This is a genomic window from Streptomyces sp. BoleA5, assembly GCF_000373665.1.
Lineage (GTDB): Bacteria > Actinomycetota > Actinomycetes > Streptomycetales > Streptomycetaceae > Actinacidiphila.
In genome coordinates, this window is sequence record NZ_KB892114.1 from 1 (window position 1) to 20183 (window position 20183).

The window sequence follows — 20183 nt, forward strand, 5'->3', positions numbered from 1 at the left end:
GCGAGGAGCTGCAGCAGGTGGTTCTGGATGACGTCGCGTGCGGCGCCGATGCCGTCGTAGTAGCCCGCGCGGCCGCCGATGCCGATGTCCTCGGCCATCGTGATCTGCACGTGGTCNACGTAGGAGCGGTTCCACAGCGGCTCGAACATCGTGTTGGCGAAACGCAGCGCCAGGATGTTCTGGACCGTCTCCTTGCCCAGGTAGTGGTCGATCCGGAAGACCTCGGCGGGCGGGAAGACCTGGTGGACCACCTGGTTGAGCTCCTGGGCACTGGCCAGGTCGTGGCCGAAGGGCTTCTCGATCACGGCCCGCCGCCAGGAGCCCTCGGGAGGGTCGGACAGCCCGTGCTTCTTCAACTGCTGTGCGACCAGGGGGAAGAACTTGGGCGGCACGGAGAGGTAGAAGGCGAAGTTGCCGCTGGTGCCCCGGGCCTTGTCGAGCTCCTCCACGGTCGCGCGCAGATTCTCGAAGGCGTCGTCGTCGCCGAAGTCGCCGGGCACGAAGCGCATTCCGGCGGCCAGCTCCGTCCAGACCTCCTCACGGAAGGGGGTGCGCGCGTGCTCCTTGACGGCGTCGTGGACGACCTGCGCGAAGTCCTCGTCCGCCCAGTCGCGGCGGGCGAAGCCGACGAGCGAGAAGCCCGGGGGCAGCAGCCCGCGGTTGGCCAGGTCGTACACGGCGGGCATCAGCTTCTTGCGGGACAGGTCGCCCGTCACACCGAAGATCACCAGCCCGGACGGGCCCGCGATGCGCGGCAGCCGCCGGTCGGATGGATCGCGCAGCGGATTCTTCCAGCTGTCGGTTTCCGTCATGGGTCCACTTCTCTTCATGGTGGGTGCGGCGCGTCGTGGCGCGTCCGGGTGTCATACGGCGCCGAAGAGTTCCAGGAGTGTGTCCTTGCCGAACATGCGGGCGGTGTCGATGGCCGACGGGGTGCCCGCGGCGGGGTCGGCGCCGCCGTCGATCAGGACGCGGACCACCTCGTCCTCGCCCTTGAAGACGGCACCGGCCAGCGGCGTCTGGCCGCGGTCGTTGGCACGGTCGGGGTCGGCGCCGTGCCGCAGGAGGGCGGCCACGGTGGCGGCGTGGCCGTGGTAGGCGGCGAGCATGACGAGGGTGTCGCCCTTGTCGTTGGTGAGGTTCGCCGGGACGCCCGCGTCCACGTAGGCCGCCAGCCTCTCCGTGCCGCCGCGGCGGGCGAGGTCGAACATCTCGGCTGCGAGCCGCAGGACGCCGGGGTCCTGGGCCGGATCGTTCTGCGGGGTCGGCTCGCTCATCGTTCCTCACTGCAAGGGGCCGGTCGCCGTGCGCGGAGGGGACCGCTCTCGTGATCCACCCTAAGCGGCCTCAACCGCCCTGGCCTCGCCGGGCGGGCTCCCGGATCGTGCAGCGGCCGGGGTGTGGACCGAACGAGAAGCCATGGCCGAAGCTTAACGATGTTGATCACTCGAACGGGCGACTTCACTGCTCCGTCGGCGGGGCCTGCCACATGACACGCCGGATGACCGGCGAGGATCACGCCGGAAGAAACAGTTCAGCAGAGCTGAAAGGGTGAACCTCCCTATAAATCACCCATTCGCCTCTTTTCAGAACATATTACTATCTGTAATTCTGGAACAACTCATGGTGACAGTCCCCATCACACAGGAGTAGCCCCCATGATCCTGTCCATCTCAGGCGTCGTCCTGCTCGGCATCATCGTCTTCCTGTTCTTCCGGAAGGACGGACTCAAGGCGTCCCACGCACTCGTCTGCGCCCTCTTCGGTTTCTACCTCGCGGGCACCGCCATCGCCCCGAGCATCAAGGCCGGCGGGGCGAGCCTGGCGAGCCTGCTGGGCGGGATCAAGTTCTAGGCCGTTCCGCACGGCCGATCCACCGGGCCCGGCGCCGCTCCGCACCGGGCCCTTCCCGTCACGTCCCCTCCCACCCTCCCACCGTCCCCACCCACCGTCCCCTCCCGCCGTCCCGTCGTACCGCCCCCGCAACGACCCTCTGGAGCTCCCCGTGGTCCGGCGCCCCCTCTCCGCCCTCCTGAGCAGCCGCCCCTCGCTCACTCGCGGCCGTGAGCTCGCGCGGGCCGCCGTCGACAGCACCACGGACGTCCTCCACCCGCTCTTCGTCATCGCGCGCGGGCTGCGCCGCCAGGCCGGCTGGGCACGCGACTGGTGGGGCAGCACGCCCAAGGACCGGCGCGGACCGGCGCTGCTGGCCTCCGTGGGGGCCGGGTTCCTCGTCCTGGTCCTGCTGCCCTACGGCGCCTACCTGATGTTCGCCGCCTGGATGGGTTCCGCCGGCTGGATGGGAAGGGACCGCACCCCCGCCCCGAGCGGACCGAGCGGCGCCGAGAACGACCGGCTGACCGCGCTGTACGAGGCCCTGGTGCCGTATCTGTCCGTCGCCGACGACCCCAGCCCGCTCTACGCCCACGACGGCAGCTGGGAGAACGTCTTCGGCGACCACGCCTTCGAGGACGGACGACTGGTGCGCCTGCACCTGAAGTACCCCGCCTACTTCACCGACGGCGAGGCCGCCGCCAGGGCCCGCGTCGAGCACGTGCTGCACGCCAAGGTGGGCAGGGGCCGCGAGTACCGCTTCGAGTGGAACGAGGAGGAGAACCACCTCACCCTCACCGCGCTCCCCCCGCTGCCCACGGACATCGCCGCCCAGCGCTTCGTCACCTCCCCCGGGGAGACGGTGCTCGGCTTCACCGACCCCGGGTCGGTGCAGCGCACCGTCCCCGTCCAGGACGGCGAGGAGGTCAGGGACGCTCCCCCGGTGGTGTGGCGCACCGGCCCGCGCTCGACGGAGCCGCACCTGCTCGCCCTCGGCCACCCCGGCACGGGCACCACCACACTGCTGCGTTCCATCGCGCTCCAGGCACTGCCGGAGGGCGACGTCGTGGTGGTCGACGGCAGCGGGACCGGCGAGTACGCGTTCCTGTCCGGCCGGCCCGGTGTCATGGCCGTCGAGAGCGGCCTCGCGGGAACGCTGGCCACCCTGGAGTGGGCGGCGCACGAGACCGAGCGCCGTCTGATCGCCGTCAACCGCGCCCGGCAGGCGGGCCGCACCGCGCCCGACGACGTACGGCGGCCGCTGTGGATCCTCGTCGACCGGCCGACGGTGCTCAGCCAGCTCGCGCACGCCGAGAGCCGTCCCGACCCGCAGGAACTGCTGGACATCCCGCTGCGGCACGGCCGGGCGGCCGGGGTCACCGTCGCCGTCGCCGACCACCTCGACGGCGCCGAGGCGCTCTCCCAGGTGGTCGTCGCCCAGACCAGGGCCCGGGTGCTGCTGGGCGCGGTCACCGCGGAGCAGACCCAGGCGGTGCTCGGCGCGCCGCAGTGCTCGACGTCCGCCGCGCAGGTGCCGCCGGGCCGCGGCTATGTGCGTCTGGGCACGGGGCCGGTGCTCCGGGTGCAGGTGCCGGCGACCCCGGACCCCTTCGACGAGGACGCCGGCGACGCGCACCGCCAGGCCGTCATGGCGCTGCTGCCGCCCGCGGACGGCGCGCACGGGACGGAGCCCCGGGAGCGGGAGGCGGCGACCGCCGATGCCCCCGGCGCGGTCATGGTCTCCGAGCCCTCGGGCGCGGTCCGGCAGGCCGGAGACCCGGCTCTCGAGCGCTGAGCCGGAACTCCCCGGCGCAGCGGCTCGCCGGCGCGGGTCAGCGGCGCGGCAGTTCGTGCAGCCGCACCTCGCTCAGCACGCCCGCGGCCGCCACGGCGGTGAGGTAGGTGCCGTACGGCTGACGCCTGCGGTCGGTCGGGGAACCGGGGTTGAGCAGCCGCAGCCCGCCCGGTGCGGTGCTGTCCCAGGGGATGTGGCTGTGCCCGAAGACCAGCACGTCCAGATCCGGGAAGCGCTCCTCGCAGCGGCGTTCGCGTCCCTGTGCCGGGCCGCTGTCGTGCACCACGCCGAAGCGCAGCCCGCCCAGCTCGGCGAGGGCGACCTCGGGCAGGCGCGCGCGCAGCCCGGGGCCGTCGTTGTTGCCGTAGACGCCGATCACCCGGCGTGACCTCGCCTCCAGCAGGTCGAGGGTCGCGTCGTCGACCCAGTCGCCGGCGTGGATGACGGCGTCGGCCTCGGGAATCCGGTCCAGTAGTTCGGCCGGAAGCTCCTTGGCACGTTTGGGCAGGTGTGTATCGGACATCACAAGAAGACGCACACGTCCACGCTATCCGCGCGGGGGGACGGAAGCGGTGCCGGGCACGGCGGCCGGAAGTCAGGCCGGCGTCACGGCGTGCCGCGCGGCGGCGTGGCCGGTGGGGCGACCCCGCGGTCGCCGGGACCGCGGGCCTCATCGATGAAGGGCCCACACGTCATGTGCGGTGACACCACCCCCACTCGCTCGGCGGAACTCGTGCAGCCCGCCGAGGCCGCCTACGTGGGCGCCGCGCGGCACTTCACGTCCGAGCTGCTCGGGCTCTGGGGACTGGCCGCGGAGGACCGCATCGCCGCCGAACTGATCGTCGACGAGCTCGCCGCGAACGCCGCGCGTCACGGGCGGGCCCAGATGTCGATCCGGCTGTGCATGCACGACGACGGCCTGGTCATCACCGTCACCGACAGCGGCGAGGCCCGGCACCACGACGGGGCCTCGCCCGACAGCACCCCGCCGGACGAGCACGGCCGCGGGCTGGAGATCGTGCGCCGGCTGGCCGGGTCCACCTGCATCCACGACGACGAGCGGGGCCGCCGCGTGGTCACCACGCGCCGCCTCGCCCCGCTCCAGCGGTCCGTCGCCGGGGTCACCAGCCCGGCGTCGTAGGCGCCCGCGGGCATGGGCGACAATGGCGGGCCGGACGGGGTTCCGCGGACCCAACGTCCGCGGGACGCGGGCCACATGGGCCTCCGCGGCGGTCCCCCGGACCGGCCCGCACCCGGAGGAACGACAGTGACGTCCCGCGTGAACCCGCACCAGCCCTCCGGGACCGCGACGGTCGTGCCGCCGCACCGGGTGCTGGTGCTGTTGTTCGAGGGACTGCAGTTGATGGACGTGACGGGTCCGCTCGATGTGTACACGGCGGCGAACGAGTACGGCGCGCACTACGTGACGAGCACCGTCTCCCCGGACGGCGCGCCGGTGACGACCACCGCGGGACTGCGGCTGGTGCCCGACCTGGCGCTGGACGAGGTCGACTTCCCGGTCGACACCCTGGTCATCCCCGGGCGCCCCGACTGGTGGGCGGCGGTGGCCGACACCGCGCTGGTGGCCGGCATCACCCGCCTCGCGGACCGCTCCCGTACCGTCGCCTCGGTCTGCGCGGGCGCGTTCCCGCTGGCCGCGACCGGACTGCTGGACGGACGGCGGGCCGCCACGCACTGGCGGCTGGCCGACGACCTCGCCGCCCGCTACCCCAAGGTCGAGGTCGACAGCGACGCGATCTTCGTACGGGACGGCCGCTTCATCACCTCCGCGGGCATCAGCGCGGGAATCGACCTGACCCTGTCCCTGGTCGAGTCCGACCTCGGCCCGGACATCGCCCGCAAGGCGGCCAAGTTCCTGGTCGTCTTCATGGCCCGGCCCGGCGGCCAGTCGCAGTTCAGCGTCCGGCAGAGCCCCCGGCACCCCGCGCACTCGGTGCTGCGCCAGGTCCTCGACCAGGTGGCCGCCGACCCTGCCGCCGACCACAGCCTGGCCGCGCTCGCGGCACGGGCCGGGGTCAGCTCACGGCATCTGACCCGGCTGTTCCGCACCGAGACCGGCGGCACCGCCGCGCAGTACGTCGAACGCATCCGCGTCGAGGCCGCGCAGGCCCTGCTCGAAGCCGGCGACGACGCCCTCGACACGGTCGCCCGGCGCAGCGGCTTCGGGTCCGAGGAGACGCTGCGCCGCGCTTTCCGGCGCCGACTCGGCGTCAGCCCCGGGACCTACCGCGACCGCTTCCGCACCACCCGGCCGTACGGCACCGAAGAGGACTGACCGCACCGGCCGGGACGGGCGCCGCGGTCACTCCGCCCAGGGGGACTGGAGGATGGTGTCCACGAAGTTCCCGCGGACGAAGCCGGGCACGAAGCGCTCCAGGACGTCGGCCTTGACGTTGCCGAACGTCGTGCCGGGGCGCGGTGCGATGCCGTGGGTGAACTCCTTGAGGATGTTGTTCTTGAAGTCTGGCCGCGGGTGGGCGGCGACAACCGCCTCGCGCTCCTCCGCCGTGATCTCGTCGTACCCAAAACCGAGGACGTCGACCTCGACGCCCGAGGTGACCAGGGCGATCTCGGGCGCCATGTGCCACGGGATCTCCGGGGTGGTGTGCAGGGCGATCGCCTCCCACACCAGCCGCGCACGCTCCTCGGGGACGTCGTGCTGCAGCAGGAAGCGGCGGGCCTCGTCGGCGCCGTCGATCTCGAAGCGCTGGTCGGTACGGGCGTAGGTGTCGGTCAGCCCCAGGTCGTGGAAGAGGGCGCCGACGTACAGCAGCTCGGGGTCGAAGTCCCACCCGCGGTTGCGGCCGCGCATCGACGCCCAGAAGTACACCCGGCGGGAGTGGTGGTACACCACCGGGCCGGCGGCCTTCCGCACCAGTTCGGTCGCCTCCGCCACGAGCCGGGTAGCGGGCACCTCGATGTCCGCGATGATTTCAGCCACGTCGAATCTCCTGACAGGTCTCCGGGTTCCGCCGGCGGCCGGGCGGGGCGCCCGGTGCCGGTGGATCCATCGTCGGCCGCGGCGGCCCGTCCCGCCGGATGCCGGTGGGACGCGCGACCCTCGGATCGGGACACGCGGTCCGGCCGCCCGCACGGAGGGACGGGGGTCAGCACGCGTCGGCGAGCTCGGCGACGACCTGCGCGTCCTCCTCCGCGAGCGCACCGGTGCGACGGCCCGCGCCCCGCGCGGCCGCTGACACCGCCCGGACCCGTGGAAACCCGCGGGCGGCGGCGGCCGGCCGCCGCCTCCGGGGCGCGCGGGGGCGTCAGGGACGGACGTAGCGCAGGACGCCGAGCATGGCGTCCTCGGCGAGTTCCCCGTCCGGCTCGGCCACGCAGGCGTCGAGAGCCTTGCGCAGGGCGTGCGCGTCGAGCCCCGAACCGATCATCACCAGCCGGGTGGCGCGGGATTCGCCCCGGGACCAGGACGACGGCACGAAGCGAAGGAAGCCGCCGACGGCGTGCAGGGTGTACTTCCGGCGATGGGCGGGCGCGGCGAAGCGCACGAAACCCTTCATCCGGTAGAGCCCAGCGGGCCTGTCGTCGAGGAACTCCATCAGCCGGCGGGGGTGCAGCGGCGCCTCGGAGGTGAACTCCACGCTGTCGTACGCCGCGTGGAGATGGCCGGTGTGGTCGCCGTCCGCGTGGTGCCCGTGGCCGTCGTCGGCGGACAGCTCGTCGAACGACAGCTGGCGGGCGGCCGTGCCGACCGCCGCACGGGCCCGCGGTTCGAAGAGCAGGGCGGGGTCCACTCGGCCGTGGGCGGCCTCGACGAGCGGCGTTCCGGGGGCCACGGCCGCCAGCGCGTCACGCACGCGTTCGCGGCCGGCGGCGTCGACGCGGTCGGTCTTGTTGAGGACGACGAGGTCGGCGGCCCGCACATGGCGGTCGAGTTCGGGGTGCCGCGCACGCACCGCCTCGAACTCGGCGGCGTCGACGACCTCGACCAGCCCGCCGTAGGTGATGGCGGTGTCGGTGCTCGCGAGCAGCAGCCGGATCATGCCCTGAGGCTCGGCCAGACCGCTGGCCTCGATGACGATGACGTCGATGCGGGCCTGCGGACGGGAGAGCCGGGCGAGCATGTCGTCCATCTCGGTGGCGTCGACGGCGCAGCACAGGCAGCCGTTGTCGAGGGCGACCATGGAGTCCACCTGGCCGGCGACGGAGAGAGCGTCGATGTTGATGCTGCCGAAGTCGTTGACGATGGCGCCGATGCGGGTGCCGCCGCTGTTGCGCAGGAGGTGGTTGAGGAGCGTGGTCTTTCCCGAGCCCAGGAATCCCGCGATGACGACGACCGGAATCCGTTGCTTGGCCAAGGCTTCCTCTCCGGGTACGGGCGGCGGCGCCTCATCGTAAGCCCCGCGCACCCCGTGGTGCTTCGTGCAGGCCGGCGCCGGGCGCAGAACCGCGGCGGGGGCGGCGGGGTCTTCCGACGCGTCCACGGGGATGGCCGGACGACGGAGGAGGCGCCCATGGCGGAGCAGGAGGCGGACCGTGGCACGGTCCTGGTGTGCATCGCGGCGGAGGACGAGGAGACGGCGTACCGCATCGTGGACCTGATCTCCGGGCGGCACCCTGCGACGGAACCGCAGCTGCGGCACACCCGCGAGGGCGTGGTGGCGTGCGCGCTGCGGGCACAGACGCTCCGGGTGCTGGGCGACGCGTGACGCGCTCGGCGGGCCGGTCCCACCGGCCCGCCGAGCGAGGGGGACGTCACGGGTGCTGACCGAACTCGCCCTCGCGCACACCTTCCCTGAACGCCGTCCACTCCTGTGCGGTGAACCGCAGGGGCGGCAGGTCCTTGTTCTCGGAATCCCGGATGGCGACGGCTCCGCCGCCGAGGTCCGCCACCTCGACGCACTCCGGCAGGTAACCGCTCTTACTGCTCTTGACCCAGCGCGCATCCCTCAGGTCCCGCGCGTAGAGGTCGGCCTTTCTCGCTCGCATGGGGAACCCCCGATCGAGGTCCGGTACTGCCTTCCCGACCACCCTGAACCCGATCCCTTCCGCGACGCAAGCACCGAGGCCATCAGGTGGTCGCCCCAGGCAACCATATGCTCGGCGGAGAAGGGGGACGCCGCGGTCGACGGGGCTCGGCGGACCCGCTCACCGAGGCCTCGATCGGCCTCGGCGGACCGGCCCGCCGAGCGGAGTCGATACGCGGTGGGCCCTAACCGAACTCGCCGTCGCGCACACCCTCCCGGAACGCCGTCCACTCCTCGGCGGTGAACCGCAGGGGCGGCAGGTCCGTGTTGTTCGAGTCGCGGATCGCGACGGCTCCGCCGGCGAGTTCCGCGACCTCGACGCAGGTTTCCCGGTAGGGGCTCTTGCTGCTCTTCACCCAGCGCGCTTCGGTCAGGTCGCGCGCGTAGAGGTCGGCCTTCATCCCGTGCATGAGAAGCTCCGTTCGATGCTCGATCGGAAGTTCCCCCTTCCCACCCTTGCCCCGTCCCGGCGACCTCGCAACCGGCGCCGCGCCAGGGACCGGCGCGAGGCCCACGGCCAGGTCAAGTGCCCCTGGCCGAAGGGACTCTGACGGAACGTCGAACATCGATCGCACCCTGTCGCGAAGCACCGGAACCAGGCAGTATCGAACACATGGCGGCATCATCGGGATGCGACGTCTGCGGGCGGGAGGACGACACCGTCCGCGACTGCGGCATCCGTCATCTCCCGCTCGCCGTGTGCGACGGGTGCTTCGCGGACATGGCGCGGGCCCGGCGCGCACCACTGCCCCGCCCCCTTGACGGGGCGGAGGTGATGGCCGCCGTGCTGGAGGCGCTTCACGAGGACAGCCGGCGCTCCTCCTGAGCGGGGCCGGGCGCGGGCGGATCCGCGAAGGTCGACGGCAGCACGGCACGTCCGCGGCCCGCACCGACCGGCACGCAACGGGCTCGGCGAAGGTCGGCCGCGGACAGCCCCTCGGCGCGCAGCGCCACCGCCCGCACGGGGGCGCCGTGCCGACCGAGGGCCTCGTGCATGGCGTAGGCGGCCTCGGCGAGTTCCCCGGGGTCGGAGGTGGGCTCCGGCAGGCTGCGGCTGCGGCTGACGGACGAGCCGCCGGCGAGCCGGACGGTCAGGGTGAGCCCGGTGGCGGTGCGGCCCGTGCTGCGCAGCCGGTCCCCGAGGCCGAGCCCGAGTTCGAGGACGGCCCGGCTCAGCGCACCCTGGTCGGTGGGGTCGGTGGCGTCGGCGGTGAAGAGACGGTCGGCGGCGAGCGAGCCGGGCGGGTGCTCGGGCGTGATCGGGGCGGGGTCGAGGCCGTGCGCGCGTTCCCACACGCCGCGCCCGGTGTCGGCGCCGAGGACCGCCTGGATCTCGGGCAGCGGCGTGGCGGCGACCTCCCCGACGGTGTACAGCCCGGCCACCGCCAGCGTCCGGACGGCCTCCGCGGTGATCCCGGGAAGGGCCGCCACCGGTTTGGCGCGCAGGAAGTCGGCGACGGCCCGCGGATCGGAGTCGACGGCCCGGATCCGGCCGACGAGAACGTCGCAGGCGGCCATGGCGGCGACCGTGCGGCTTCCGGCGACGCCGATCGTGAGGCTCACGTCGTACAGGGCCGAGGCCCGGGTGCTGATCATGAGGGCGAGCTGCTCGGGCAGCAGCCCGTAGAAGCTCACCGCGGAGCGTACGTCGGCCACGACCGCGTCCGGCGGTTCGGCGCGGACGACGGGGGTGAACCGGCCGACGAGCCCGGCCAGCGCCGCGAGCGTCGCCGGATCGGTCCCGCCGCAGCGGATGTACAGCACGCAGGGACCGGGGTCCTGGTGCGGCTCGGCTTCGACCATGATGTGTCCGCCTCCACCTCTTTCGAACAACTGCTCGATTTCGAGTGTAGGGCATTCCGGCCCCCCGCGTCCGCCTCATAGGGTGCGTCGCATGACCCTGACCGCCGTCCAGCGCCGAGCCCTGCTGGAGTCCGACGCCAACACCGGTCAGCTCGGCGCACGCGAACCGACCTGCGCCGCGCTGGCCAGGCAGGGCCTCGCCGTGCGTTACGGGCGCACCGGCGGCTACTACCTCACCCAGGAGGGCCGCCGGGTCCGCACCGAACTGGCCCGCGTGGAGCCCCCCGCCCGGGAGTCCGGGGCGGCGCCCGCCGTCGCTCCCGGCCCGCAACCGGAGCCGGTCGCGGAGCCCGGCTTCGCGGCCGACGACGGGCACGGCACGGGCACCGCCGCCCCCCGCCGCGCCGCCGAGGTCGCGTCGGCCTGGTCGGGGCTGCTGGAGATCCGCCGTGTCCTGCAGGACGGCGACACCACGCGCCCCGCACCCTGGGAGCGCGAACGCCTCGTCCACGCCGTCGCCCTGGCGCTGGAGGCGGCCGGCCGGCCCCCGTCAAGGCGCGACGCCGCCGGGCGGCCCTCGGCCACCGGATACGCCGTAGCGCCCTCCGCCCAGAGCGGGGTCGCCGAGGTGTCCTGGCACTCGCCCGCCGGAGACGCCGCCGGCACCGCCGAGGCCGAGCTGTTCCGGTGCCAGGGCGTACTGGAGGCGTACGGCTGGCAGTGCACGCTGCACCACGACCGCCGGCGGAGGGCGTTCCTGCTGGTCTCGCCGCGCAGGGCGTGAGGGAGCAGGATGGAGGCAGCGAGCGTAGGAGGTCCGCCATGAAGTCCACGTCCTCGGACGCCGATCCGTTCCTCTACGCCGAGACCCCGTCCCAGGCGGAGGGGGAGCGGATCTACGACGAAGCCGAGCGCAGCACGATGGAAATCCACCCGGACGTGCCCCGGACGACCCCCTCCCAGGCGGAGGGCGAGCGCATGGACGACATCCCGCCCCAGTGACGCGGGGCGGGAACGGGCCGGCAGGCCGGAAGTCCGTCCGCCGGGTGATCCGTCAGCGGTCCCTGGGGGAGAGCGCCGCCAGGGCGAGGAGGAGTACGGCCAGTCCCGCCCAGGACAGCGGAGTCGGCCGCTCGGCGAGCACGGCGAGCACGACGGCGCCGAGCAGCGCGGCCACGGCGGGCTCGGCCAGGGTGAGCGTGGTGGCCGCCGACTGGTGTGTGCCGCAGCCCGAGCCCGAAGAGCCGGTAGGCCAGGAACGTCGTCAGCACGGCGAGGTACAGCACCACGGCGGCGCCGCGCGGCGTGGCGAGCCTGTCGGCCTGATGGCCTGCCGGGGGCCGGGGTCTGAACCGTCAGTGAGTGCGCCCGGTCAGGCGCACAGCGGCGGAAGGACGACGTGCCAGTAGGAATTCACCCGACGATCCTACCGATGAGCGGGCATGGCAGGGTGACCGTATGCCGATCACTGATGTCACCGATGAGCAGCCCGGACGGGTCGTCGACCTGCGCAGCGACACCGTCACACGGCCCGGCGCGGCCATGCGCCGGGCCATGGCGGAGGCCGAGGTGGGCGACGACGTCTTCGCCGACGACCCGACGGTCAACGCCCTCCAGGAGCGGATCGCGGAGCGGCTCGGCTTCGAGGCGGCGCTGTTCGTCTCGTCCGGCACGCAGAGCAACCTGTGCGCGCTGCTGACGCACTGCGGCCGCGGTGACGAATACATCGCCGGGCAGTCGGCGCACGTGTACCGCTGGGAGGGCGGCGGCGGTGCGGTGCTCGGCGGGATCCAGCCGCAGCCGCTGCCCCACCGGGCGGACGGGACGCTGGACCCGGCCGACATCGCGGCCGCGGTGAAGCCGGACGATCCGCACTTCCCGCGCACCCGGCTGCTGTGCCTGGAGGACACCATCGGCGGCCGGGCCGTCCCCATGGACTACCTGCGGGCCGCCACCGGGCTGGCGCGCGAGCACGGGCTGGCCACGCACCTCGACGGGGCGCGGCTGTTCAACGCCGCGGTGGCCGCGGGCGGCGACCCGTACGAACAGGCGCGGCTGATCGCCGGCCACTTCGACAGCGTCTCGGTCTGCTTCAGCAAGGGTCTGGGCGCCCCGGTCGGTTCCGCGCTGCTGGGCAGCCGGGAGTTCGTGGCGCGGGCGCTGCGCTGGCGCAAGGCGCTCGGCGGCGGGATGCGGCAGGCGGGCATCCTTGCGGCGGGTGCGCTGTACGCGCTGGAGCACCAGGTGGCGCGCCTCGCCGAGGACCACGCGAACGCGGCGCTGTTCGCGGAGGGGATCAAGGGCGTGCCGGGTCTGGTGGTGGGCGACGCCCAGACCAACATGGTCTTCGCCGAGCCGGCGCCGGGGCTGTCCGCCGAGGAGGTGCAGGAGCGTCTCGCACGGCGCGGGCTGCGCTGCGCCGGCTACCCCGGGCGGCTGCGCTTCGTCTTCCACCTGGACGTCTCGCGCGCCGACACGGAGGAGGCCGTGCGCATCGTCCGCGAGACCCTCGACTGCGCCCCGCGCGGCTGACGATCCACCGGTTCCGCTTCCCACGCCGGTCGTTCCGCAACCTCCGGTGGCTCCCGGTTGTCCTAGGGGGTGAGGCCGTCGCGCGACGGCCTCACCGGGGAAGGGGAAGCGATGAGAGCGGGAGCGTCAGCGGGACGACGGGCGGGGGCCGCCCTCGCGGTGGCGGTGATGGCCGTGACACCGGTCGTGGCGGGGGGCGGCACGGCGCAGGCCGCATCGTGCACGACGAGCAAGGGGCCGTACCAGAAGCAGGTGGAGAAGTTCCTGGGACGGCCGGTGGACGGTAAGCAGTCGGCGGCCGACTGCAAGGCGATACGCGCCTTCCAGACGAAGTACGGGATATCGCCGAACATCGGCTACGCGGGGCCGGTGACCTGGGGCGTCATGAAGATCATGAACGCCCAGAAGGCGGCGGGCTCCAATCCCGACAAGGCCGGCAAGTGCCCCACGAACAAGGGGCGGATCGCGTGCGTGGACCTCACGCGGCAGCTGAGCTGGATACAGGACGGCAAGAAGCTGAAGTACGGGCCGGTCCCGGTGCGCACCGGCCGCAACGGCTACGAGACCCGCACCGGCGCCAAGAAGATCTACTGGCGGAACATCGACCACTGGTCGACGCTGTACAACGTCGCCATGCCGTACAGCCAGTTCTTCGACGGGGGGCAGGCGTTCCACTCGATCGCGGGGAGCGTGTGGTCGCCGCCGGGGTCGCACGGCTGCGTGAACATGCGCAAGGCGGACGCCAAGAAGTACTGGAGCCTGCTGAAGAACGGTGACGACGTGTACGTGTACGGGCGCAAGCCCGGTACGTGAGGGGGCTCGACGCCGGTGGGGCGGGCGGGACCGGGCGGGCCTCCGTCCGGGACCGCCCGCCCCTTCTTGGTCCAGACCTCTTGACGGGGTGTGGGGGCGGCAGTTCAATCACGGCGTGAACTAAGCCTTGAACAAAGACGGACGGGAATCCCGTGCCCCCACGCACGAGGTTCCAAGGAATGTCAGGTGCATGACCGTCATGCACCCACCCCCGTCCGTCACCCCCACGACCGCCCCGAAAGGCAGCGCCCCTGTGAAGGCACTCCCCCCACGCCCCCGCCCGCGCCGACTCCCGCGCACCCGCGCCCTGTTCGCCGCCGGCCTCGCCGGGCTCCTCGCCCTCGCCGCCCTCACCACCACCGGCACCGGCGACCGCCCCCTCCCCGCGGCCCCCGCCGCCACCGCCGCCGTCACCACCTTCGCCGACGAGTTCGACGGGCCGGCCGGCAGCGCCGTGGACGGCGGCAAGTGGCAGATCGAGACCGGCGACAACGTCAACAACCACGAGCGGCAGTTCTACACCGCCGGCAACCGCAACGCGGCCCTCGACGGCCAGGGCCATCTCGTCATCACCGCCCGCAAGGAGAACCCCGCCGGCTACCAGTGCTGGTACGGCAGTTGCCAGTACACCTCCGCCCGGCTCAACACCGCGGGCCGCTTCACCACCACCTACGGCCACGTCGAGACCAGGATGAAGGTCCCGCGCGGCCAGGGCATGTGGCCCGCGTTCTGGATGCTGGGCAACGACATCGGCGACGTCGGCTGGCCCGCCAGCGGCGAGATCGACATCATGGAGAACGTCGGCTTCGAGCCCGGCACCGTGCACGGCACGATCCACGGCCCCGACTACTTCGGCTCGGGCGGCATCGGCGCCGGCTACACCCTGCCGGGCGGACAGGCCTTCGCCGACACGTTCCACACCTTCGCCGTCGACTGGAACCCGGACTCCATCAGCTGGTCCGTCGACGGCACCGTCTACCAGCGGCGCACCCCCGCCGACCTCGGCGGCCGCCAGTGGGTGTTCAACAAGCCGTTCTTCGTCATCCTCAACCTCGCCGTGGGCGGCTACTGGCCGGGCGACCCTGACGGCAGCACCGCCTTCCCGCAGCAACTGGTCGTCGACTACGTCCGCGTCACCACCTCCGACGGCGGGGGCGGGGGCGGCACCACCGGCCGCATCACGGGCCTCGCGGGCAAGTGCGTCGACGTCGCCGGGGCCAACCCCGCCAACGGCACACCCGTCCAGCTCTACGACTGCAACGGCACCGCCGCCCAGCAGTGGACCACGGCATCCGACGGCACCCTGCGCGCCCTCGGCAAGTGCCTGGACGTCAAGGACTTCGGCACCGCCGACGGATCCCAGCTGCAGCTGTGGGACTGCGCCGGCGGCACCAACCAGAAGTGGGTCCTGTCCGGGGCGCGCGACATCGTCAATCCGCAGGCGAACAAGTGCCTGGACGTCACCGGCAACAACTCCGCCAACGGCACCAGGCTCCAGCTGTGGACCTGCACCGGCGGCGCCAACCAGAAGTGGACACTGACCCCCTGACCCCCTGATCCCCTGACCCCCTGAACTCCCCGCCCCCAGGTCCTCCGCCCCGCGACCCTGATCCCGGGGCGGAGGACCCGGAAACCGACGGACCGCCATGACATCGTCACCCCATGACGGACCCCCTCGCGTTGACCCGTACGGCCGCGCCGAGTTCGCCCGCGAGCTGCATCGTCAGGTGCGGTCTCCCCCGGCCTGGTGCGCACCGATGTGGCGCGCTTCGGGTGGCAGGGCGCCGAGGGCGCGATCGCCGCCGGACTGCCGATGGGACGCATCGGGGAACCCGGCGTGGCCCGGGCCGTGCGCCGGCCGGTCTCGGACGAGGCGGCCTGGGTCACGGGCACCGAGCTGGTGGTGGACGGCGGCGGGACACGCGTCCGCGCCGCCCGCACCGGCTCCGGCGGAGTCACCCCCGCCGGAGCCGACGCCGTACGGGAGCGGCTGCTCGGCCGCCGGCCCGCTCCGGGACGCCTAGAACTGCACGTCGGAGCAGGCGTAGAAGGCGTTCCCGGTGTCCGCGACGGACCACACGGCCAGGATGATGTGCTTCCCGGTCCGGCTGGGCATGGTGCCCTGGTGGGTGACGGTGGCGGGCGGCCTGGCGCCGTTGTAGTCGACGGTCAGGAACGGCGTCAGGGTCAGCGCGGAGCGGGTGAGCGGCCGGCTGGGGTCGAAGCCCTGCTTGGTGATGTAGTACCTGAAGTCGCTCGTCGCGTGCGACGCGGTGAACTGCCAGCGGAAGCTGTAGCTCTGATTGGCCGTCACCTTGGTGGCGGGCCAGCCGGTGCCGCCGCGCGGGTTGTCGAGCTGGGCGAACCGGCTGTTGCCACCGGCGCAGAGGGTGCCGTCGGAGGGGCCGAGGGACGGGAAGCCCTTGGGGCCCTCGACGCTCTGCGGCTCCCACTGGATGTCACCGCAGTTGGTCACGGCGCCGTTGGCGCAGAGCTTCTGACGACTGATGGGGGCGTCGGTGTAGCCGTGGCTCCAGGCGCTGCCGGTGCCGAGCACGGACAGCACCGCGAGGCCCAGACCGACGACGGCGGGGCCGAATTTCCTGTGCATGCTTCGCTCCTCGGAGAACGTGGGGGAGTTCTGAGAGCAGTGCGCAGCCTGCAGGCACTAGGTCTGGACCAACAGCGAAGGTACTCCCATGAATTGGTCATGTCCAGACCAAGAGCAAGGGGAAGCCCCGGCCAGGACGGGGGGATCTGGCCGGGGCAGCTGAGGAGTTCGCCGCGGACGCTCCTGGGTCCACCGGGCGAGCTGATATTAGTTTAACAGTGAAGGAGGAGTGCTTCGCACCACTCAAACCTGTCAACGTTGTGGTGTGACGCACATGCGCGGGTCCAGCACCCGCTGCAGCCGGTACGCCACCGGCCGGAAGCCCACCGCCGGCCAGTGACCCGCCGACACCGGCGAACCCGCCGGCCAACTGGCCGTGATGTACCGGTAACCGCTGTCGTACGCCCACGCCAGCGCCGTCGCGAGCAGCACCCGGCTGATGCCCTCGCCCCGCGCGGCCTGGGTCACGTACGCCTCGACCAGTTCCACGCACCCGTCGGGCACGACCGGGCCAGGGCCCGCCGGCGTCAGCACCACCATGCCGATCTCCTCTCCCCTGCGGGCCGCGACCCACGCCCCGCAGCGCGCGTCGGCCAGGGTGTCGGCGTAGTGCGTCCGCAACGTCGCGAGCGCGCCCTCGGGTTGCGGCCGGAACACCGCCGTGCCGCGGTCGGCGCGTGCCGCCTCCACCGCCATCCGCCCGATGCGGTCCAGGTCTCCGGGCCCCGCACGGCGCACCGAGAGCGCGTCCACCCCGCGCGGCTGCCGCCCGCGCGGCCGCACCGCCATCAGGCCCCGCACCCGCTCCAGGCCGAAGCCGGTCCGGAACCAGGCGGAGGCCACCGCCTCGTCGGCCGGCAGGTCCACGTAGTGCACGTGCCGGCGCTCCGCGACCAGGCGCGCCGCCACCGCCGCGTACAGCCCGCGCAGCACGTCCTCCCCCACCCCGTCCCGGCCGCCGCGCAGCGCGTGCCCGCCGTAGGAGACCAGCGCGGAACGCGGATGGGCGCGCAGCACCGCCCGGTCGTCGTCCCCGAGGTCCAGCGGGGTCGCGGCGAGGTAGCCGGTGACCGTCCCGTCGCCGCCCCGGGCGAGGACGGCCTCCACGCCCGGCCCGGCCAGGACCTCGCCGAGCAGTTCCTCCCCCGGCGGCGCGCCGGTCCGGCCCGGCTGGTGGGGCAGCGCCTTGCGGGTCCTGGCGTACCAGCGGTCGAGGAGGGCCGCTGCCTCGGGGACGTGCTCGGTGGTCAGCGGGGCGATGGCGACAGTCATGGTGGACCGGGACGCTAACGGTCCCGGCGGGGCGGCGGCAAGGGCCGTCGCGTCACCCGGTCCAGGCCGGGTGGCGCGGGTCGTCGGTGTGCACCACGACGTCCGCGGTCGCGGCGGGTGCGGCCTCCTGCTCGTAACGGGCGTACGCCGGGAGCGTCCAGCGCTCCTCCTGCGGCGTGCGCCTGGTCAGGGCCGCCCCCGACATCCTGAGGTGGACGCAGAGGTCGAAGGGGAAGCCGTAGCCCTGCAGCAGCGCGCCCTCCAGCAACAGCACGCCCCCGGGCGGGAGTTCCTCGTACGCGGCCCGTGTCGCGCGGTCGGTCGCCGGGTCCCGCAGCGAGGGCAGCACCCGCCCGGTGCCGCCCGGCGCGAGCGGGCCGAAGGCCTCCCGCCACAGCGCGCCCGTGTCCAGCCAGCGCTCGTAGAAGGCGTCGGGATCGTGGCGCCCGAGTTCGTAGCGCTGCGAGGCGGGCCGCCAGTAGGTGTCCGCCCGTACCCGCACGACCGGCCGGCCCCGCAGCCGCAGTGCCTCCGTCAGCGCCTCCCCCAGCGCGTGCGGGCGCGTGGCGGGAGCCCCGTCGATGGCGACCCGGGGGCGCTCGCCGCCGTCGTCCGGCTTCAGCTCCAGCACGCGCTCGGCGACGGCATCGGTCAGCCGTTCCCAGGTCACAGGCGTCAGTCGCACGCCCTCCATACTGCCGGTCGGGGTCCGCGCCCGCGCAGGCGGCCCGTGTTCACCCCCCGCCGGCGACCTCGCCGCGGAGCTCGCAGGGGGGCTCGCCCGGCCCCCACGGCACCCGCAGGTCGACGGTCGTGCCCTCGCCCGGGGCGCTGCGGACGGTGAGCCGGGCGTCGATGAGCTCCGCACGCTCGCGCATCGCCGACATGCCGATGCCGCGGGTCTGCGGCGAAGGCGACGCGGCGGCGCGGGGGGCGGCGCGGCCCGCGGCGGTCGCCGCGGCCATCCCGTGCCCGTTGTCGGTGATCGCCACGTGCACGTAACGCTGGTCGCTCTCCAGGTTGACCACCACCCGGGTCGGCTCGGCGTGCTTCACGGCGTTGGTGATCGCCTCCTGGACGATCCGGTACATCTGCGCCTGCGTCTCGGCCGTGAGCCTCCCGCACACGGTGTCCGCCTGCGGGCCGAGCCGCAACTCGGTGCGGATGCGGTACGTCTCGAAGGAGCGCCGGCACAGCGCCTGCAGCGCCGGCTGCAGACCCAGCTCGTCCAGGACGACGGGGCGCAGGTCGACGATCAGATGCCGCAGCGAGACGATCTGGTTGCCGACCAGGCCGCGCGCCTGGTCGATGGCCTCCCGCATGGCCTCGGGCCGCCCGTCCGCGGCGGCGGTGGACAACACCACCTGCACCGCGCCGAGTTCCTGCAGGGTGTCGTCGTGCAGCTCGCGCGCCCAGCGGCGGCGCTCGCGCTCCTCGCCGTCGTGCCGGGCCCTGACCCGCTCCCTGCGCAGCCTGGTCTCCCGGCGTGCCGAGGAACGGACGGCGAACAGCGCGTAGGCGACCAGCAGCAGCGGCAGCACGTGCAGGACGTTCAGCGAGGGCTGCTGGGCTACACGGACCGTCCCGGCCACGGTCAGCATCAGCGCGAAGGCGATGGCCACGATCAGCCACATCCGCTGCCGCGGCGCCACCAGGGGGGTGAGGAGCAGATAGCAGACCGCGGAGGCCAGGGCGAGGGCGAGCTCCCAGGCCTGCGAGCGGTCGGTGACCTCCATGACGGTCGCCGCCGCCAGGAGGCAGGTGCCCAGCCCCTCGAGGGCCAGGCGCGTCCCGGTCCTTCCTGGGCCGGACGGCGTCATGCCACCAGCCCGCGCTCTCTGGCCGCCGCGATCAGCTCGGCCCGGCTCTCCTTGCCGAGCTTGTCCCGCAGCCGCGACCGGTGGGTCTCCACCGTCCGTACGGAGACGAACAGCCGCCGGGCGATCTCCTGGTTGGTGTGCCCCAGCGCCAGCAGGGTCAGGACCTGCGCCTCGCGGTCGGTGAGCGGCTCCTCGTGGTGCCGCTCCGCCAGGTCCAGGTCCTCCACGGCGAGCCGGGCACCGAGCGAGGGCTGGACGTAGGTGGCACCACACGCCACCTGGTGGGCGGCGGCGATCAGTTCCTCGGCGGCGGCCTCCTTGAGCAGGTAGCCGGCGGCGCCCGTGCGCAGCGCCTCGCGGGCGAACGCCGGGTCCTCCTGCATGGTCAGCACCAGGATGCGCGTCCTGGGTGACTCGGCCAGCAGTGCCGGGATCGTCGGGAGGCTGGATCTGCCGGACATCGTCAGGTCCAGGACGAGCACCCGCGGATGGTGGCGCCGTACGGCCTCCAGCGTCTCGGGGACGGTGGACGTCTCGGCGACGATCTCGAAGGCCGGGTCGGCGGCCATGAGCAGCCGCATGCCCGCGCGGACCACCAGGTGGTCGTCGGCGAGTACGACCGTGATGACCGGGTGCGACTGCCTGCCGTCGGAGCGGCTGAGGACGTCCATAGCACATACGGTAGATCGCGCGCGCGCG

The 20183-nt window shown here is 73.3% G+C and carries 25 protein-coding genes and 1 pseudogene; 12 read left to right on the forward strand and 14 right to left on the reverse strand.

Going from position 1 to position 20183, the window contains the following annotated elements; translation table 11 throughout:
• Positions 1–812: glucose-6-phosphate dehydrogenase (locus tag B085_RS0126160; protein ID WP_018561569.1), on the reverse strand; the 812-nt coding region annotated here is incomplete at its 3' end.
• Positions 813–863: 51 nt separating this feature from the next.
• On the reverse strand, positions 864–1277 hold the full coding sequence (locus tag B085_RS0126165; protein ID WP_018561570.1) for an ankyrin repeat domain-containing protein: 414 nt from the start codon (positions 1275–1277) through the stop codon (positions 864–866).
• A gap of 381 nt (positions 1278–1658) precedes the next feature.
• Here B085_RS0126165 and B085_RS0126170 point away from each other — a divergent pair, with 381 nt between their 5' ends.
• Positions 1659–1853: a hypothetical protein gene (locus tag B085_RS0126170; protein ID WP_018534760.1), complete on the forward strand. Its 195-nt coding sequence runs from the start codon at positions 1659–1661 to the stop codon at positions 1851–1853.
• A 151-nt stretch (positions 1854–2004) separates the two neighbouring features.
• On the forward strand, positions 2005–3627 hold the full coding sequence (locus B085_RS0126175) for an ATP-binding protein (protein WP_018561571.1): 1623 nt from the start codon (positions 2005–2007) through the stop codon (positions 3625–3627).
• Positions 3628–3664: 37 nt separating this feature from the next.
• Here B085_RS0126175 and B085_RS0126180 read toward each other — a convergent pair whose 3' ends face one another.
• A complete protein-coding gene (locus B085_RS0126180) occupies positions 3665–4165 on the reverse strand; it encodes a metallophosphoesterase family protein (protein WP_026251457.1) in 501 nt (166 codons plus the stop codon).
• 156 nt (positions 4166–4321) lie between these two features.
• Between B085_RS0126180 and B085_RS43810 the strand changes: the two genes are divergently transcribed.
• On the forward strand, positions 4322–4768 hold the full coding sequence (locus B085_RS43810) for an ATP-binding protein (RefSeq protein ID WP_018561573.1): 447 nt from the start codon (positions 4322–4324) through the stop codon (positions 4766–4768).
• 126 nt (positions 4769–4894) lie between these two features.
• Positions 4895–5923 (forward strand): GlxA family transcriptional regulator, encoded by a 1029-nt coding sequence (locus B085_RS0126190; protein ID WP_018561574.1) that lies wholly within the window; start codon positions 4895–4897, stop codon positions 5921–5923.
• A 27-nt stretch (positions 5924–5950) separates the two neighbouring features.
• Here B085_RS0126190 and B085_RS0126195 read toward each other — a convergent pair whose 3' ends face one another.
• Both B085_RS0126195 and B085_RS0126205 read right to left on the reverse strand, forming a co-directional pair.
• Complete coding sequence (locus B085_RS0126195; protein WP_018561575.1) at positions 5951–6589, reverse strand: HD domain-containing protein; 639 nt, start codon at positions 6587–6589, stop codon at positions 5951–5953.
• A gap of 325 nt (positions 6590–6914) precedes the next feature.
• Positions 6915–7964: a CobW family GTP-binding protein gene (locus B085_RS0126205; protein ID WP_018561577.1), complete on the reverse strand. Its 1050-nt coding sequence runs from the start codon at positions 7962–7964 to the stop codon at positions 6915–6917.
• Between the two features lie 156 nt (positions 7965–8120).
• Here B085_RS0126205 and B085_RS0126210 point away from each other — a divergent pair, with 156 nt between their 5' ends.
• A complete protein-coding gene (locus B085_RS0126210) occupies positions 8121–8315 on the forward strand; it encodes a hypothetical protein (RefSeq protein ID WP_018561578.1) in 195 nt (64 codons plus the stop codon).
• Positions 8316–8361: 46 nt separating this feature from the next.
• Here the strand turns inward: B085_RS0126210 and B085_RS0126215 are convergent, their stop codons facing one another.
• Both B085_RS0126215 and B085_RS0126220 read right to left on the reverse strand, forming a co-directional pair.
• Complete coding sequence (locus B085_RS0126215; protein ID WP_026251459.1) at positions 8362–8595, reverse strand: DUF397 domain-containing protein; 234 nt, start codon at positions 8593–8595, stop codon at positions 8362–8364.
• A gap of 223 nt (positions 8596–8818) precedes the next feature.
• Positions 8819–9043 carry a DUF397 domain-containing protein gene (locus tag B085_RS0126220; protein ID WP_018561580.1) on the reverse strand — a complete coding sequence of 75 codons (225 nt, stop codon included), beginning with the start codon at positions 9041–9043 and terminating at the stop codon, positions 8819–8821.
• Positions 9044–9246: 203 nt separating this feature from the next.
• On the opposite strand from B085_RS0126220, the gene B085_RS0126225 reads away from it, so the two are divergent.
• Positions 9247–9459, forward strand: coding sequence for a hypothetical protein (locus B085_RS0126225; protein WP_018561581.1), 213 nt, complete (start codon positions 9247–9249; stop codon positions 9457–9459).
• Here the strand turns inward: B085_RS0126225 and B085_RS43815 are convergent.
• Positions 9432–10436 (reverse strand): DNA polymerase Y family protein, encoded by a 1005-nt coding sequence (locus B085_RS43815; protein ID WP_018561582.1) that lies wholly within the window; start codon positions 10434–10436, stop codon positions 9432–9434. The two genes, B085_RS0126225 and B085_RS43815, sit on opposite strands and share 28 nt — an antisense overlap.
• A gap of 91 nt (positions 10437–10527) precedes the next feature.
• On the opposite strand from B085_RS43815, the gene B085_RS0126235 reads away from it, so the two are divergent.
• Positions 10528–11220 carry a hypothetical protein gene (locus B085_RS0126235; RefSeq protein ID WP_018561583.1) on the forward strand — a complete coding sequence of 231 codons (693 nt, stop codon included), beginning with the start codon at positions 10528–10530 and terminating at the stop codon, positions 11218–11220.
• A gap of 38 nt (positions 11221–11258) precedes the next feature.
• Complete coding sequence (locus B085_RS0126240) at positions 11259–11438, forward strand: hypothetical protein (RefSeq protein WP_026251461.1); 180 nt, start codon at positions 11259–11261, stop codon at positions 11436–11438.
• A gap of 52 nt (positions 11439–11490) precedes the next feature.
• Here the strand turns inward: B085_RS0126240 and B085_RS51510 are convergent, their stop codons facing one another.
• Complete coding sequence (locus tag B085_RS51510; RefSeq protein WP_018561585.1) at positions 11491–11613, reverse strand: hypothetical protein; 123 nt, start codon at positions 11611–11613, stop codon at positions 11491–11493.
• A 281-nt stretch (positions 11614–11894) separates the two neighbouring features.
• Between B085_RS51510 and ltaE the strand changes: the two genes are divergently transcribed.
• The 4 genes and pseudogenes from ltaE to B085_RS47380 form a co-directional block, all read left to right on the forward strand.
• The gene (ltaE, locus tag B085_RS0126250) at positions 11895–12968 is read left to right on the forward strand and encodes a low-specificity L-threonine aldolase (protein WP_018561586.1); all 1074 of its coding nucleotides are present in this window, start codon (positions 11895–11897) and stop codon (positions 12966–12968) included.
• A 168-nt stretch (positions 12969–13136) separates the two neighbouring features.
• Positions 13137–13781 carry a L,D-transpeptidase family protein gene (locus tag B085_RS0126255; RefSeq protein WP_018561587.1) on the forward strand — a complete coding sequence of 215 codons (645 nt, stop codon included), beginning with the start codon at positions 13137–13139 and terminating at the stop codon, positions 13779–13781.
• A gap of 190 nt (positions 13782–13971) precedes the next feature.
• Positions 13972–15330, forward strand: a complete 1359-nt coding sequence (locus B085_RS0126260) for an RICIN domain-containing protein (RefSeq protein ID WP_018561588.1) — start codon at positions 13972–13974, stop codon at positions 15328–15330.
• A gap of 192 nt (positions 15331–15522) precedes the next feature.
• A pseudogene (locus B085_RS47380) lies at positions 15523–15687 on the forward strand (3-oxoacyl-ACP reductase); the annotation flags it as partial.
• Between the two features lie 114 nt (positions 15688–15801).
• Here the strand turns inward: B085_RS47380 and B085_RS0126265 are convergent.
• The 5 genes from B085_RS0126265 to B085_RS0126285 form a co-directional block, all read right to left on the reverse strand.
• Complete coding sequence (locus B085_RS0126265) at positions 15802–16392, reverse strand: lytic polysaccharide monooxygenase auxiliary activity family 9 protein (protein WP_018561589.1); 591 nt, start codon at positions 16390–16392, stop codon at positions 15802–15804.
• A gap of 252 nt (positions 16393–16644) precedes the next feature.
• On the reverse strand, positions 16645–17664 hold the full coding sequence (locus B085_RS0126270) for a GNAT family N-acetyltransferase (RefSeq protein ID WP_018561590.1): 1020 nt from the start codon (positions 17662–17664) through the stop codon (positions 16645–16647).
• A 52-nt stretch (positions 17665–17716) separates the two neighbouring features.
• A complete protein-coding gene (locus B085_RS0126275) occupies positions 17717–18349 on the reverse strand; it encodes a uridine kinase (RefSeq protein ID WP_026251463.1) in 633 nt (210 codons plus the stop codon).
• Between the two features lie 49 nt (positions 18350–18398).
• Positions 18399–19484, reverse strand: coding sequence for a sensor histidine kinase (locus B085_RS0126280; RefSeq protein ID WP_018561592.1), 1086 nt, complete (start codon positions 19482–19484; stop codon positions 18399–18401).
• Positions 19481–20155 (reverse strand): response regulator, encoded by a 675-nt coding sequence (locus B085_RS0126285; protein ID WP_018561593.1) that lies wholly within the window; start codon positions 20153–20155, stop codon positions 19481–19483. The genes B085_RS0126280 and B085_RS0126285 overlap by 4 nt, the downstream gene beginning before the upstream one ends.
• Positions 20156–20183 lie beyond the last annotated feature (28 nt).